This is a genomic window from Klebsiella sp. PK18 (genome assembly GCF_057784655.1).
Map to the genome: position 1 here is coordinate 5,321,422 of NZ_CM173493.1, position 14,225 is coordinate 5,335,646.

The following is a 14,225-nucleotide window of genomic DNA, read 5'->3' on the forward strand; positions in this document are numbered from 1 at the left end:
CCGCCAAAACAGCTTCGGCGTTGTAAGGTTAAGCCTCACGGTTCATTAGTACCGGTTAGCTCAACGCATCGCTGCGCTTACACACCCGGCCTATCAACGTCGTCGTCTTCAACGTTCCTTCAGGAGACTTATAGTCTCAGGGAGAACTCATCTCGGGGCAAGTTTCGTGCTTAGATGCTTTCAGCACTTATCTCTTCCGCATTTAGCTACCGGGCAGTGCCATTGGCATGACAACCCGAACACCAGTGATGCGTCCACTCCGGTCCTCTCGTACTAGGAGCAGCCCCCCTCAATTCTCCAGCGCCCACGGCAGATAGGGACCGAACTGTCTCACGACGTTCTAAACCCAGCTCGCGTACCACTTTAAATGGCGAACAGCCATACCCTTGGGACCTACTTCAGCCCCAGGATGTGATGAGCCGACATCGAGGTGCCAAACACCGCCGTCGATATGAACTCTTGGGCGGTATCAGCCTGTTATCCCCGGAGTACCTTTTATCCGTTGAGCGATGGCCCTTCCATTCAGAACCACCGGATCACTATGACCTGCTTTCGCACCTGCTCGCGCCGTCACGCTCGCAGTCAAGCTAGCTTATGCCATTGCACTAACCTCCTGATGTCCGACCAGGATTAGCTAACCTTCGTGCTCCTCCGTTACTCTTTGGGAGGAGACCGCCCCAGTCAAACTACCCACCAGACACTGTCCGCAACCCCGGTCAGGGGCCTACGTTAGAACATCAAACATTAAAGGGTGGTATTTCAAGGTTGGCTCCACGCAGACTGGCGTCCACGCTTCAAAGCCTCCCACCTATCCTACACATCAAGGCTCAATGTTCAGTGTCAAGCTATAGTAAAGGTTCACGGGGTCTTTCCGTCTTGCCGCGGGTACACTGCATCTTCACAGCGAGTTCAATTTCACTGAGTCTCGGGTGGAGACAGCCTGGCCATCATTACGCCATTCGTGCAGGTCGGAACTTACCCGACAAGGAATTTCGCTACCTTAGGACCGTTATAGTTACGGCCGCCGTTTACCGGGGCTTCGATCAAGAGCTTCTCCTTACGGATAACCCCATCAATTAACCTTCCGGCACCGGGCAGGCGTCACACCGTATACGTCCACTTTCGTGTTTGCACAGTGCTGTGTTTTTAATAAACAGTTGCAGCCAGCTGGTATCTTCGACTGGTCTCAGCTCCATCCGCAGGGACTTCACCTACACACCAGCGTGCCTTCTCCCGAAGTTACGGCACCATTTTGCCTAGTTCCTTCACCCGAGTTCTCTCAAGCGCCTTGGTATTCTCTACCTGACCACCTGTGTCGGTTTGGGGTACGATTTAATGTTACCTGATGCTTAGAGGCTTTTCCTGGAAGCAGGGCATTTGTTACTTCAGCACCGTAGTGCCTCGTCATCACACCTCAGCGTTAAAAGGTACCGGATTTACCTGGAACCTCCGCCTACATGCTTAAACCGGGACAACCGTCGCCCGGCTAACATAGCCTTCTCCGTCCCCCCTTCGCAGTAACACCAAGTACAGGAATATTAACCTGTTTCCCATCGACTACGCCTTTCGGCCTCGCCTTAGGGGTCGACTCACCCTGCCCCGATTAACGTTGGACAGGAACCCTTGGTCTTCCGGCGAGCGGGCTTTTCACCCGCTTTATCGTTACTTATGTCAGCATTCGCACTTCTGATACCTCCAGCAACCCTCACAGGCCACCTTCGCAGGCTTACAGAACGCTCCCCTACCCAACAACACATAGTGTCGCTGCCGCAGCTTCGGTGCATGGTTTAGCCCCGTTACATCTTCCGCGCAGGCCGACTCGACCAGTGAGCTATTACGCTTTCTTTAAATGATGGCTGCTTCTAAGCCAACATCCTGGCTGTCTGTGCCTTCCCACATCGTTTCCCACTTAACCATGACTTTGGGACCTTAGCTGGCGGTCTGGGTTGTTTCCCTCTTCACGACGGACGTTAGCACCCGCCGTGTGTCTCCCGTGATAACATTCTTCGGTATTCGTAGTTTGCATCGGGTTGGTAAGTCGGGATGACCCCCTAGCCGAAACAGTGCTCTACCCCCGAAGATGAATTCACGAGGCGCTACCTAAATAGCTTTCGGGGAGAACCAGCTATCTCCCGGTTTGATTGGCCTTTCACCCCCAGCCACAAGTCATCCGCTAATTTTTCAACATTAGTCGGTTCGGTCCTCCAGTTAGTGTTACCCAACCTTCAACCTGCCCATGGCTAGATCACCGGGTTTCGGGTCTATACCCTGCAACTTAACGCCCAGTTAAGACTCGGTTTCCCTGCGGCTCCCCTATACGGTTAACCTTGCTACAGAATATAAGTCGCTGACCCATTATACAAAAGGTACGCAGTCACACCCGAAGGTGCTCCCACTGCTTGTACGTACACGGTTTCAGGTTCTTTTTCACTCCCCTCGCCGGGGTTCTTTTCGCCTTTCCCTCACGGTACTGGTTCACTATCGGTCAGTCAGGAGTATTTAGCCTTGGAGGATGGTCCCCCCATATTCAGACAGGATACCACGTGTCCCGCCCTACTCTTCGAGTTCACAGCCTGTGCATTTTGGTGTACGGGACTATCACCCTGTACCGTCGGACTTTCCAGACCGTTCCACTAACACACAAGCTGATTCAGACTCTGGGCTGCTCCCCGTTCGCTCGCCGCTACTGGGGGAATCTCGGTTGATTTCTTTTCCTCGGGGTACTTAGATGTTTCAGTTCCCCCGGTTCGCCTCGTTAACCTATGTATTCAGTTAACGATAGTGTGACGAATCACACTGGGTTTCCCCATTCGGACATCGCCGGCTGTAACGGTTCATATCACCTTACCGACGCTTTTCGCAGATTAGCACGTCCTTCATCGCCTCTGACTGCCAGGGCATCCACCGTGTACGCTTAGTCGCTTAACCTCACAACCCGAAGATGTTTCGTAAAACACCATCGTGTCGCGAAAATTTGAGAGACTCGAACACACTTAAACAGTGTGTCGTTTCAATTTTCAGCTTGATCCAGATTTTTAAAGAGCAAATATCTCAAACGTCACCCGAAGATGAGTTTTGAGATATATCGGCACGCGTCTTTCACTCACGAACCAGCAAGTGGCGTCCCCTAGGGGATTCGAACCCCTGTTACCGCCGTGAAAGGGCGGTGTCCTGGGCCTCTAGACGAAGGGGACACTGAAGTCTCAATCGCAAGACGCCTTGCTTCTTTACTTTCATCAGACAATCTGTGTGAGCACTACAAAGGCAGGTTCTTTAAGGTAAGGAGGTGATCCAACCGCAGGTTCCCCTACGGTTACCTTGTTACGACTTCACCCCAGTCATGAATCACAAAGTGGTAAGCGCCCTCCCGAAGGTTAAGCTACCTACTTCTTTTGCAACCCACTCCCATGGTGTGACGGGCGGTGTGTACAAGGCCCGGGAACGTATTCACCGTAGCATTCTGATCTACGATTACTAGCGATTCCGACTTCATGGAGTCGAGTTGCAGACTCCAATCCGGACTACGACATACTTTATGAGGTCCGCTTGCTCTCGCGAGGTCGCTTCTCTTTGTATATGCCATTGTAGCACGTGTGTAGCCCTGGTCGTAAGGGCCATGATGACTTGACGTCATCCCCACCTTCCTCCAGTTTATCACTGGCAGTCTCCTTTGAGTTCCCGGCCTAACCGCTGGCAACAAAGGATAAGGGTTGCGCTCGTTGCGGGACTTAACCCAACATTTCACAACACGAGCTGACGACAGCCATGCAGCACCTGTCTCACAGTTCCCGAAGGCACCAATCCATCTCTGGAAAGTTCTGTGGATGTCAAGACCAGGTAAGGTTCTTCGCGTTGCATCGAATTAAACCACATGCTCCACCGCTTGTGCGGGCCCCCGTCAATTCATTTGAGTTTTAACCTTGCGGCCGTACTCCCCAGGCGGTCGATTTAACGCGTTAGCTCCGGAAGCCACGCCTCAAGGGCACAACCTCCAAATCGACATCGTTTACAGCGTGGACTACCAGGGTATCTAATCCTGTTTGCTCCCCACGCTTTCGCACCTGAGCGTCAGTCTTTGTCCAGGGGGCCGCCTTCGCCACCGGTATTCCTCCAGATCTCTACGCATTTCACCGCTACACCTGGAATTCTACCCCCCTCTACAAGACTCTAGCCTGCCAGTTTCGAATGCAGTTCCCAGGTTGAGCCCGGGGATTTCACATCCGACTTGACAGACCGCCTGCGTGCGCTTTACGCCCAGTAATTCCGATTAACGCTTGCACCCTCCGTATTACCGCGGCTGCTGGCACGGAGTTAGCCGGTGCTTCTTCTGCGGGTAACGTCAATCGATGAGGTTATTAACCTCACCGCCTTCCTCCCCGCTGAAAGTGCTTTACAACCCGAAGGCCTTCTTCACACACGCGGCATGGCTGCATCAGGCTTGCGCCCATTGTGCAATATTCCCCACTGCTGCCTCCCGTAGGAGTCTGGACCGTGTCTCAGTTCCAGTGTGGCTGGTCATCCTCTCAGACCAGCTAGGGATCGTCGCCTAGGTGAGCCGTTACCCCACCTACCAGCTAATCCCATCTGGGCACATCTGATGGCATGAGGCCCGAAGGTCCCCCACTTTGGTCTTGCGACGTTATGCGGTATTAGCTACCGTTTCCAGTAGTTATCCCCCTCCATCAGGCAGTTTCCCAGACATTACTCACCCGTCCGCCGCTCGTCACCCGAGAGCAAGCTCTCTGTGCTACCGCTCGACTTGCATGTGTTAGGCCTGCCGCCAGCGTTCAATCTGAGCCATGATCAAACTCTTCAATTTAAGTTTGATGCTCGTGAATTAAACTTCGTAATGAATTACGTATGTTCACTCAGAGACTTGGTATTCATTTTTCGTCCGAGGACGTTAAGAATCCATGTCACTTTGAGTGCCCACACAGATTGTCTGATAAATTGTTAAAGAGCAGTTGCGACGCGCTTTAGCGCTCTGTCGCGAGGTGGCGTATATTACGCTTTCCTCTTTCAGAGTCAACCCTGAATTTCAGGATTTTTCTCTTCAACCGAACTGGCTGTTTGTGTGAAGTGATTCACATCCGCCGTGTCGATGGAGGCGCATTATAGGGAGTTCTCGAGCGCCTGCAATAGAAAAATGGCAGAAAAATGACTGACTGCTGCATTCCCCAGCAAAACCCCGCTTTATACCCTTTTACACACAGAATTATCCACAGAAGCGCGATGAAAGGGCGACAAAAGCCCGGTGGGTCAGCTTCTATATAAAGAAGAAACGGTGCCTGAAAGAGAAAGATAAAAATTCGCGAGCGTTGCGCAAACGTTTTCGTTACAATGCCGCGCTATGACACGGATGCCCGGTTGGGTGCGTTAGGTGAGTTTTTAGGCAAAAACTCACCTAACGCTCTCTGTAATGTTCAAATCCTGGGGATTTAATACCATGCAACAACGTCGTCCAGTCCGCCGCGCTCTGCTCAGTGTTTCTGACAAGGCCGGTATCGTCGAATTCGCGCAGGCGCTTTCCGCTCGTGGTGTCGAGCTGCTGTCCACCGGCGGCACCGCCCGCCTGCTGGCAGATAAAGGCCTGCCGGTTACCGAAGTCTCTGACTACACCGGTTTCCCGGAAATGATGGATGGACGCGTGAAGACCCTGCATCCGAAAGTACACGGCGGCATCCTCGGTCGTCGCGGTCAGGATGACGGTATCATGCAGCAGCACGGTATTGCGCCTATCGATATGGTGGTCGTTAACCTTTACCCGTTTGCCCAGACCGTCGCTCGTGAAGGCTGCTCGCTGGAAGACGCGGTGGAAAACATTGATATCGGCGGCCCGACTATGGTGCGCTCCGCAGCGAAGAACCATAAAGACGTCGCTATCGTAGTGAAGAGCAGCGACTATGACGCCATCATTAATGAGATGGACGCCAACGAAGGCTCCCTGACGCTGAACACCCGCTTCGATCTCGCCATTAAAGCCTTCGAACACACCGCAGCTTACGACAGCATGATCGCTAACTACTTCGGCAGCATGGTTCCGGCCTATCACGGCGAAAGCAAAGAAGCCGCTGGCCGCTTCCCGCGCACCCTGAATCTGAACTTCATTAAGAAGCAGGATATGCGCTACGGCGAAAACAGTCACCAGCAGGCTGCCTTCTATATAGAAGAGAATGTCAAAGAAGCTTCCGTGGCAACCGCTACCCAGCTGCAGGGTAAAGCGCTCTCCTATAACAACATTGCCGATACCGATGCGGCGCTGGAGTGCGTGAAAGAGTTCAATGAGCCAGCCTGCGTGATCGTCAAGCACGCTAACCCATGCGGCGTTGCCGTCAGCGACTCGATTCTCGACGCCTACGATCGCGCATACAAAACCGACCCAACCTCCGCGTTCGGCGGCATCATCGCCTTTAACCGCGAGCTGGATGCAGAAACCGCGCAGGCGATCATCTCTCGCCAGTTCGTCGAAGTGATCATCGCGCCGTCCGCCAGCGAAGAAGCGCTGAAGATCACCGCCGCGAAACAGAACGTCCGCGTACTGGTCTGTGGCCAGTGGGATACTCGCGTTGCCGGCCTCGATTTCAAACGTGTCAATGGCGGCCTGCTGGTTCAGGACCGCGATCTCGGCATGGTCACCGCGGGCGAACTGCGCGTAGTCAGCAAACGTCAGCCAAGCGAGCAGGAACTGCGCGATGCGCTGTTCTGCTGGAAAGTAGCGAAATTCGTCAAATCCAACGCCATCGTCTATGCCAAAGACAATATGACCATCGGGATAGGCGCCGGTCAGATGAGCCGCGTCTACTCAGCGAAAATTGCCGGGATTAAAGCCGGTGACGAAGGTCTGGAAGTGAAAGGTTCCGCCATGGCCTCTGACGCCTTCTTCCCGTTCCGCGACGGCATTGATGCCGCAGCCGCAGTGGGCATCACCTGTGTGATCCAGCCGGGCGGCTCTATCCGCGACGACGAAGTGATTGCTGCCGCTGACGAACATGGTATCGCCATGATCTTCACCGACATGCGCCACTTCCGCCATTAATTCACGGAGCTACAGATGAAAGTATTAGTAATCGGCAACGGCGGGCGCGAACACGCGCTGGCCTGGAAAGCGGCCCAGTCGCCGCTGATTGATACCGTCTACGTCGCGCCGGGCAACGCAGGTACCGCCCTGGAGCCGTCGCTGCAAAACGTCGCCATCGGCGTTACCGATATTCCGGCGCTGCTTCGCTTCGCGCAGGATGAGAACATCGATCTGACCATCGTGGGCCCGGAAGCGCCGCTGGTCATTGGCGTAGTGGACGCATTCCGTGCCGCAGGGCTGACCATCTTCGGGCCAACCGAAGGCGCCGCGCAGCTGGAAGGCTCAAAAGCCTTCACCAAAGATTTCCTCGCTCGTCATCATATCCCGACGGCGGAATACCAGAACTTCACCGAGGTCGAGCCTGCGCTGGCTTATCTGCGGGAGAAAGGCGCGCCGATCGTCATCAAAGCCGACGGTCTGGCAGCGGGTAAAGGCGTTATCGTGGCGATGACCCTTGAGGAAGCTGAGGCGGCGGTCAAAGATATGCTGGCCGGCAACGCCTTTGGCGATGCTGGCCACCGCATCGTGATTGAAGAGTTCCTCGATGGCGAAGAAGCCAGCTTTATTGTCATGGTCGACGGCGAGCACGTCCTGCCGATGGCCACCAGCCAGGATCACAAGCGCGTCGGCAACGGCGATACCGGCCCGAACACCGGTGGGATGGGCGCTTATTCTCCGGCGCCGGTCGTGACTGATGAAGTCCATCAGCGCACCATGGAGCGGATTATCTGGCCAACCGTGAAAGGCATGGCCGCTGAAGGCAATACCTATACTGGTTTTCTGTATGCCGGTCTGATGATCGACAAACAGGGTAACCCGAAGGTAATTGAGTTCAACTGCCGCTTTGGCGATCCGGAAACCCAGCCGATCATGCTGCGCATGAAGTCCGACCTGGTAGATCTGTGCCTCGCCGCCTGCGCGGGCAAACTGGACGAGAAAACCTCCGAGTGGGATGACCGCGCGTCGCTGGGTGTGGTGGTTGCCGCCGGCGGCTATCCGGGCAATTACAACACGGGTGATGAGATCTTCGGCCTGCCGCAGCAGGAAGCGGCAGATGGTAAAGTCTTCCATGCCGGCACCAAACTGGCAGACGACCAGCGCGTCGTCACCAACGGCGGGCGCGTGCTGTGCGTGACCGCGCTGGGTGAAACCGTGGCGCAGGCGCAGCAGCGCGCCTATCAACTGCTGACCGATATTCACTGGGACGGCAGCTTTAGCCGTAACGATATCGGCTGGCGCGCCATCGAACGTGAAAAAGCTAACGGCTAAGTTTTGCCAGCAGCGTTTTCCGCGTAATGCCTAACTGACGGGCGGCTTCAGTTTTGTTGCCGCCCGTTTTTTCCAGCGCCGAAAGAATGACTTCTTTTTCAACTTCCACTAACGGCTGAATCAGCGCGTTCTCGCTACCACCCGACGGCAACGGCGTGCCCGCTATCGCCAGCGGCAGTTCTCGTTCGGAGATATAGTTTCCGGTCAGCAGCACCACCGCCCGCTCCACCGTGTTTTCCAGTTCACGGATATTACCCGGCCAGGGGTAGTGGATCAGCAGATCCATCGCCTGCGGCGTAAACCCCTGCACCGTTTTGCGATTGCGTTCGGCATAGCGCTTAAGAAAGTGTTGCGCCAGTAGAGGAATGTCTTCCCGGCGCTGACGCAGCGGCGGCATATCAATGGTCACGACGTTCAGGCGATAATAGAGATCCAGGCGAAAGCGCCCGGCGCTCACCTCCTCCGCCAGATTACGATGGGTAGCGGCAATCAGCCGCACATCAACGGCAAGCGTCTGGTTACTGCCAACGCGCTGCACCTCGCGTTCCTGAATCGCCCGCAGCAGACGCACCTGCATCAGCGGTGAGATATCACCAATTTCATCAAGGAACAGCGTGCCGCCATCCGCCTCGACAAAACGCCCTTCCCGCCGCCGATCCGCCCCGGTAAACGCCCCTTTTTCATGACCGAACAGCTCGGACTCCAGCAGCGACTCATTCAGCGCCGCGCAGTTTAGCGTCACCAGCGGCTTCTCGCGGCGCTCGCTGCAGGCGTGGATGGCGCGCGCCACCAGTTCTTTACCCGTTCCCGATTCGCCGCAGATCAGCACCGTCGCATCTGAGGGCGCCACCAACATAATATTGTTGATAAGCGCCCGCATCGCCGGGCTATCACCAATCATGCCCCACCGTGAATCCGTCGCAACGCTGGGATCGCTCTCGCTCTGTTGCGTGTGCGCCAGCGCCTGAACCAGCGTCTGCTGCAGGGTGTCAAAATCCAGCGGTTTGACCAGATAATCCAGCGCCCCGGACTTAATGGCCTCCACCGCCGTACCGACGCTGGAAAACGCCGTCATGATCAGCACCGGTATCGCCGGGTTATAGGCTTTTATCTCTTTTAACGTCGCGATACCGTCCAGCTCCGCCATACGGATATCGCACAGCACCAGGTCGAAGACCTGGTGATGGATCTGCTCCAGCGCCTGCAGGCCGTTGTGAGCTAATGCCACCTGATAGCCCCAGCCGCGTAGCAGCGCCTGCAGGATCGTGCAGTGGCTGACGTCATCATCGACAACCAGAATCTGTACTTTATCGCTGCTCATCTTCCCTCCGTTGAGCATCCACCGGTAGCCAAAGCGTAAATATCGCTCCGGCCCCCGGCTGGCTTTCGGCGCGGATTGTCCCGCCATGTTGTTCGATAATATTCTGTACCACCGCCAGCCCCAGTCCGGTGCCGTCCGCCTTGGTGGTGAAATACGGTGTGAAGATGGCCTGCAGCTCTTCATCGCTCATCCCCTTACCGCTATCCGTGACGACGATTTTCACCCGCTGACGATCGGCTTCGCTTGCCGATACGCGAATGACGCCGTCGCGGCCAATCGCCTGCATCGCGTTCAGATACAGATTCAACAGCACCTGGTTCAGACGGTCGGGGTCGGCTTTAATCGAGGTTAATTCAGGACGCGGAGTAAATTGCAGTGCGATCCCGCGACTCTGCGCATCCTGGCTTACCAGCTGCAATGAGTGCCGGATAAGCGCGTTGATATCCACCGGCTGGTAATTTAAATGCGCGGGCCGGACCAGCTCCAGCAGCTCGCTGACCACCCGGTTCAGGCGGTCGGCTTCTTTCGCCATCACCTGGGCTAATTGCTGCGCTTCGCCGCCTGGGGGAGTGCGTTCGGCAAAATACTTCGCCAGCCCTTTAATCGAAGAGAGCGGATTGCGGATCTCATGCGCGACACCCGCCGCCAGATGGCCAAGCGCCACCAGCTTTTCTTTGCGGGCCATCGCCTCCAGCAGCTGCTGGCGTGAGCGACGATAGCGGCGGAACCAGAACTGAGCGAGGATCGTCGCCGCGATGACCAGCGCCGCGGCACCCAGCATGATCATCATGTTACGCTGGCCGCGGGCCTGCGCCGCATCCAGCTCGCGGCTATCAAAGGCGATAAAAATCACCTGCGGGACAGTGGGCTGAGCCAGCGCGCTGTTGCCGCGATTCATCATCCCCATATGATGGCCGCGAGAAGGATTGAGCGGGCGGAACTGGCGATAGATCTCCAGCGCCGGCTGCGGTTCGCTAAGCCGGCGCCAGCGGGCCTGTTCGCTCACGTGGAGTTCGCGCATCTGCGCCGGACTGTACAGCGCGTTATCCACCTGTTGCGGATCGCTATGGGCGATGATTTTACCGTTTTCATCGGTCACCGCGAACCACAGCACTCCAGGCTGCCAGGCCATCTCTTCCAGCAGGGCCTGCAGCTGCGCATGATGCATACGCATCCCCATCCCGACGCGCGTGCCAGACTCCAGCGCGCGGATCAGCACGCTCCCCTTCTCCTCAATGGTTTGTCGGGCGGCGGTCGTCTCACGACCATAGTCGCGGACGATCATTACGGAGAACAGCATGACCAACAGCACCATTGTGCCGGTCAGCAACCAGCTCAGGGCGTCCGCAGTGGCGTGCCGGGAGAAAGGTTTGATCTTCATCGGTGAGTCCTTGTCATCTCTTTTTCGCTTTCTGCAGGATCCTTCAGCAGAAATCATGCCATTTTCCCACGCCGTCAATCCTGTTCTCAAACATATCGCCTGCGGTTTAGCGAGTAAAAATGACCCACCTGACCCGCCAGGAACGGGTCATTTTTACTCACCTTCCCCATCGGCTCCTCCGGCAGGCCCGTACGGGCGGGCTTTTTCAGGCTGGCATGGAAGATGCAATAACGAGAGAAACCACACAGGAGATAATGCCATGAAACGGAACCGTAACTTACCTCTCACCCTCGTCACCCTTGCCGTACTGACCTTTGGCAGCAACGCGGCCTGGGCCAACCATCATTGGGGCAATAACACCGGGATGGGCAATCAGGGTTACAGCCAGCTGACCCAGGAGCAGCAGGCTACCGAGCAAAAGCTGCATAACGATTACGCTGCGCAAACCAGCGCCCTGCGCCAGCAGCTGCAGTCCAAACGCTATGAGTACAATGCGCTGCTCACGGCGCAAAAGCCGGACAGTGGAAAGATTGAAGCTGTCGCTCAGGAGATGGAAGGCTTACGCCAGAAGCTGGATCAGCAGCGGGTGAAGTTTGATGTCGCCCTGGCTGAGGCGGGCGTTCCCCGTGGCGCAGGAATGGGATACAACGGCTGCCGCGGTAACGGCGGTGGTCATAGGGGCATGAACCACTGGTAATCGTTAGAAGCTTTTTTCTGTCGGCTGCCAGGTGCAGAAGTTTTCATTGGCGACCAGCAATAGTTGAGAGCCTTCAGGCGCCTCCAGCCAGGCGATGCTCACCGCGGCGGAGGAATGACTCTGGCGACGTTCAATATGCGCCAGGGCCCGGCTATCGAGGTCAGGCTTAACCGTCTGACCTTCACAGGTCAACACGGTATGCGCGGCAGCGTTCCAGCGCCCCTGACGCAGGACGACGCGTCCCTGGCGGAGAGCATCGCTGGTCTGGCGGATCTGCTCGGCGCGATAACGATACAGTGCGACCTGGTCGCTGGAGAGCTGTTGCTTCTGCCCGTCGACTTCCCGCTGCATAAAGCTGAGATCGCCCTGCGCGTCGAAGCGGGCGCGAATATGTTCCGGCGGCTTACCGTAGACATTGAGTTCGATAAACGTCAATTGATCGCCCTGCCAGCGATATTCACTGGTCGAGGTATCCCCGTGACGCCACGGGCTGAAAGCGGCGAGAAGATGGACTTCATCACCTGAATCTTTACGCCAGATACGCATCGCCCCCTGATTATCCGCATAACCGCTGGCGGTAAACGGTGGAAGCGAGGCGTCGTGGCTGCAGGCAGTCAGCAACAGGATGCCCGCCAGCGCCAGAGGCCGGCGCCAGACAGACAAAAGGGGCTTAATAGCCCCTTCGATAAAACTGTTCACTGCCACGCGGTCTTACTTAACTGCGTCTTTCAGTGCTTTGCCAGAAACAAATGCCGGCACGTTAGCTGCAGCGATTTTGATCTCTTTACCGGTCTGCGGGTTGCGGCCAGTACGCTCAGCGCGGTGGTTCACTTTGAAGGTACCGAAACCAACCAGTTGAACAGCATCACCTTCTTTCAGAGACTCAGTAATTGCAGCCAGGGTAGATTCCAGGGCAGCTTTAGCCTGTGCTTTGGACAGGTCAGCTTTGTCCGCAATTACATCAATCAGTTGAGTCTTGTTCATAAGTTATCCTTACAATGTGTTTATCGCTTGCTAAGCATCGAGTGCGACGGAAATGCCAAAAAAGCACCCTCCTGCATACACGCACCGATAGCCACTTTTTTTCGCCCTCCAAATGTAGACCAGACGGGGGGCGGAATGGAAGCCTTCAGACGCTACAATTCAGGCGGTAAATCACGTTTTCTGGTCTCACTGCTGAAAATTTATACCAATATTGCTCTCACCGGCCTCACGCAGGTCCGCGCGCAGACCTTTTATCAGCTCAAGGTCACGCTCTTCGCAGTCGGCCAGCAGGCGGAAAATTTCCCACTGAATATCCCATTCCTGCTCTACCGCCGGGTTCGCTTTCAGCTCTTCATCGGTCATTTCGCGACCGGCCTGGGTCATTTCCAGCATCGCCACGCTGGTGATGGATGTCTTGCTCACCTCAATCGCGTGCTCAAGTGTTTCACCGCTCAGACGCGAATGGATCAGTTCGCTCAACGCCACGCAGGCGTCTATAGCCGGGTAAACACCGTACAGGTCGAAATCATCTGCCGCCGGGATGGCCTCTTCCAGCTTCTCCAGCTGACTGTCGAAATTCACCTTCGCATCTTTAACCGTCAGCGTTTCCCAGATCAGGTCCAGGATACGACGGTACAGCTGGCCGTCGCCGAACTCGGTTTGCTTGCAGAACATGGCGTAGTTAGGGTACATACGCTCGCACAGGCAGGCCATAAAAGTGACATGCTGCCAGCTTTCCAGCTTCTCCAGGCGCAGGTGAATCGGGTTTTGTAACATGATGAATTCTCGAAGTCAGAAATTAGGCGCAGTGTACCTGAATCAGCCGTGATTTGCTTGCCAACGCACAAACGACGGACGACGGGACGCCACCGCATCGGCCCAGCGCGTCGGCTCGGGGAGACGATAGCCTCGCATGCAGCGCTCAACCCACATTAAGGCGCTGTCCATGCCCACCCGGTGACCGGTGCTAATAAACAGCGGGTTGCAGCGCACTTTGCTGCGCCAGACCCAGGCCAGTTGCTCATTTTTATCCATCAGCGGGGCCAGTGCGCCGGGCTCATCACCCAGTTCGCCGATTTTTCCGCACAGCCGTTTTTTCGCCACCCCGATGGTCGGCACGTCAATCATCAGACCAAAATGGCTGGCGACGCCGAGCCGCCGGGGATGGGAGATACCGTGGCCGTCGACGAAGAGCAGGTCCGGTTTTTGCGAAAGCTGCTCCCACGCCGCCAGCAGCGCAGGTGTTTCGCGAAACGAGAGAAAGCCGGGAATATAGGGCATGGTGGTGGCGACGCGCGCCACCTGATACTCCACCAGCTCAAGCTCAGGCCAGGTCAGCAGCACCATCGCAGCCCGGGTCACTTCCCCTTCCTGCTCAAACCCGACATCCGCGCCGCCGATCAACGCCGGCGGGTCGCGATCCAGTCGATCCGCTCGCTCGACCGACGCGGCTAACTGTTGTTGTTGGGTACGTAGCGCGGCTAAATCCATACGG

The 14,225-nt window shown here is 56.2% G+C and carries 9 protein-coding genes, 1 tRNA gene and 2 rRNA genes; 3 read left to right on the top strand and 9 right to left on the bottom strand.

Features of this window, described 5'->3' with window-relative positions:
- Nucleotides 1–24: 24 nt before the first annotated feature.
- The 3 genes from AC3EMD_RS26045 to AC3EMD_RS26055 all read right to left on the bottom strand — a co-directional run bounded on the left by AC3EMD_RS26045 (nucleotide 25) and on the right by AC3EMD_RS26055 (nucleotide 4,819).
- Nucleotides 25–2,928 (bottom strand): 23S ribosomal RNA (locus tag AC3EMD_RS26045).
- Between the two features lie 190 nt (nucleotides 2,929–3,118).
- A tRNA-Glu gene (locus tag AC3EMD_RS26050) sits at nucleotides 3,119–3,194 on the bottom strand.
- Between the two features lie 85 nt (nucleotides 3,195–3,279).
- Nucleotides 3,280–4,819 (bottom strand): 16S ribosomal RNA (locus tag AC3EMD_RS26055).
- The 16S and 23S rRNA genes sit together here with 1 tRNA gene alongside, the layout of an rRNA operon.
- A gap of 627 nt (nucleotides 4,820–5,446) precedes the next feature.
- Between AC3EMD_RS26055 and purH the strand changes: the two genes are divergently transcribed.
- Together purH and purD are read left to right on the top strand one after the other, a co-directional pair.
- The gene (purH, locus tag AC3EMD_RS26060) at nucleotides 5,447–7,036 is read left to right on the top strand and encodes a bifunctional phosphoribosylaminoimidazolecarboxamide formyltransferase/IMP cyclohydrolase (protein ID WP_016160095.1); all 1,590 of its coding nucleotides are present in this window, start codon (nucleotides 5,447–5,449) and stop codon (nucleotides 7,034–7,036) included.
- A gap of 15 nt (nucleotides 7,037–7,051) precedes the next feature.
- The gene (purD, locus tag AC3EMD_RS26065) at nucleotides 7,052–8,347 is read left to right on the top strand and encodes a phosphoribosylamine--glycine ligase (protein ID WP_177334882.1); all 1,296 of its coding nucleotides are present in this window, start codon (nucleotides 7,052–7,054) and stop codon (nucleotides 8,345–8,347) included.
- On the opposite strand, the gene zraR is transcribed toward purD, so the two are convergent.
- Nucleotides 8,337–9,668, bottom strand: coding sequence for a sigma-54-dependent response regulator transcription factor ZraR (gene zraR, locus AC3EMD_RS26070; RefSeq protein ID WP_302073845.1), 1,332 nt, complete (start codon nucleotides 9,666–9,668; stop codon nucleotides 8,337–8,339). The two genes, purD and zraR, sit on opposite strands and share 11 nt — an antisense overlap.
- Nucleotides 9,655–11,049, bottom strand: a complete 1,395-nt coding sequence (gene zraS / locus AC3EMD_RS26075) for a two-component system sensor histidine kinase ZraS (protein WP_302073846.1) — start codon at nucleotides 11,047–11,049, stop codon at nucleotides 9,655–9,657. Before zraS ends, zraR begins: the two co-directional genes overlap by 14 nt.
- A gap of 259 nt (nucleotides 11,050–11,308) precedes the next feature.
- On the opposite strand from zraS, the gene zraP reads away from it, so the two are divergent.
- Complete coding sequence (gene zraP, locus AC3EMD_RS26080; protein ID WP_302073847.1) at nucleotides 11,309–11,746, top strand: zinc resistance sensor/chaperone ZraP; 438 nt, start codon at nucleotides 11,309–11,311, stop codon at nucleotides 11,744–11,746.
- Between the two features lie 3 nt (nucleotides 11,747–11,749).
- On the opposite strand, the gene AC3EMD_RS26085 is transcribed toward zraP, so the two are convergent.
- The 4 genes from AC3EMD_RS26085 to nfi form a co-directional block, all read right to left on the bottom strand.
- The gene (locus AC3EMD_RS26085; RefSeq protein WP_055323285.1) at nucleotides 11,750–12,445 is read right to left on the bottom strand and encodes a DUF1481 domain-containing protein; all 696 of its coding nucleotides are present in this window, start codon (nucleotides 12,443–12,445) and stop codon (nucleotides 11,750–11,752) included.
- A 12-nt stretch (nucleotides 12,446–12,457) separates the two neighbouring features.
- Nucleotides 12,458–12,730 carry a nucleoid-associated protein HU-alpha gene (gene hupA / locus AC3EMD_RS26090; RefSeq protein ID WP_002884342.1) on the bottom strand — a complete coding sequence of 91 codons (273 nt, stop codon included), beginning with the start codon at nucleotides 12,728–12,730 and terminating at the stop codon, nucleotides 12,458–12,460.
- A gap of 186 nt (nucleotides 12,731–12,916) precedes the next feature.
- A complete protein-coding gene (locus tag AC3EMD_RS26095) occupies nucleotides 12,917–13,507 on the bottom strand; it encodes a YjaG family protein (protein WP_012543208.1) in 591 nt (196 codons plus the stop codon).
- Nucleotides 13,508–13,549: 42 nt separating this feature from the next.
- Nucleotides 13,550–14,221, bottom strand: coding sequence for a deoxyribonuclease V (gene nfi / locus AC3EMD_RS26100; RefSeq protein ID WP_008807992.1), 672 nt, complete (start codon nucleotides 14,219–14,221; stop codon nucleotides 13,550–13,552).
- Nucleotides 14,222–14,225: the final 4 nt, after the last annotated feature.

Excerpts from the sequence above, each read along its gene's own strand:
- purH (WP_016160095.1), top strand. The coding sequence starts at position 5,447 with ATGCAACAACGTCGTCCAGTCCGCCGCGCTCTGCTCAGTGTTTCTGAC.
- purD (WP_177334882.1), top strand. The coding sequence starts at position 7,052 with ATGAAAGTATTAGTAATCGGCAACGGCGGGCGCGAACACGCGCTGGCC.
- zraR (WP_302073845.1), bottom strand. The coding sequence starts at position 9,668 with ATGAGCAGCGATAAAGTACAGATTCTGGTTGTCGATGATGACGTCAGC.
- zraS (WP_302073846.1), bottom strand. The coding sequence starts at position 11,049 with ATGAAGATCAAACCTTTCTCCCGGCACGCCACTGCGGACGCCCTGAGC.
- zraP (WP_302073847.1), top strand. The coding sequence starts at position 11,309 with ATGAAACGGAACCGTAACTTACCTCTCACCCTCGTCACCCTTGCCGTA.
- hupA (WP_002884342.1), bottom strand. The coding sequence starts at position 12,730 with ATGAACAAGACTCAACTGATTGATGTAATTGCGGACAAAGCTGACCTG.
- AC3EMD_RS26095 (WP_012543208.1), bottom strand. The coding sequence starts at position 13,507 with ATGTTACAAAACCCGATTCACCTGCGCCTGGAGAAGCTGGAAAGCTGG.
- nfi (WP_008807992.1), bottom strand. The coding sequence starts at position 14,221 with ATGGATTTAGCCGCGCTACGTACCCAACAACAACAGTTAGCCGCGTCG.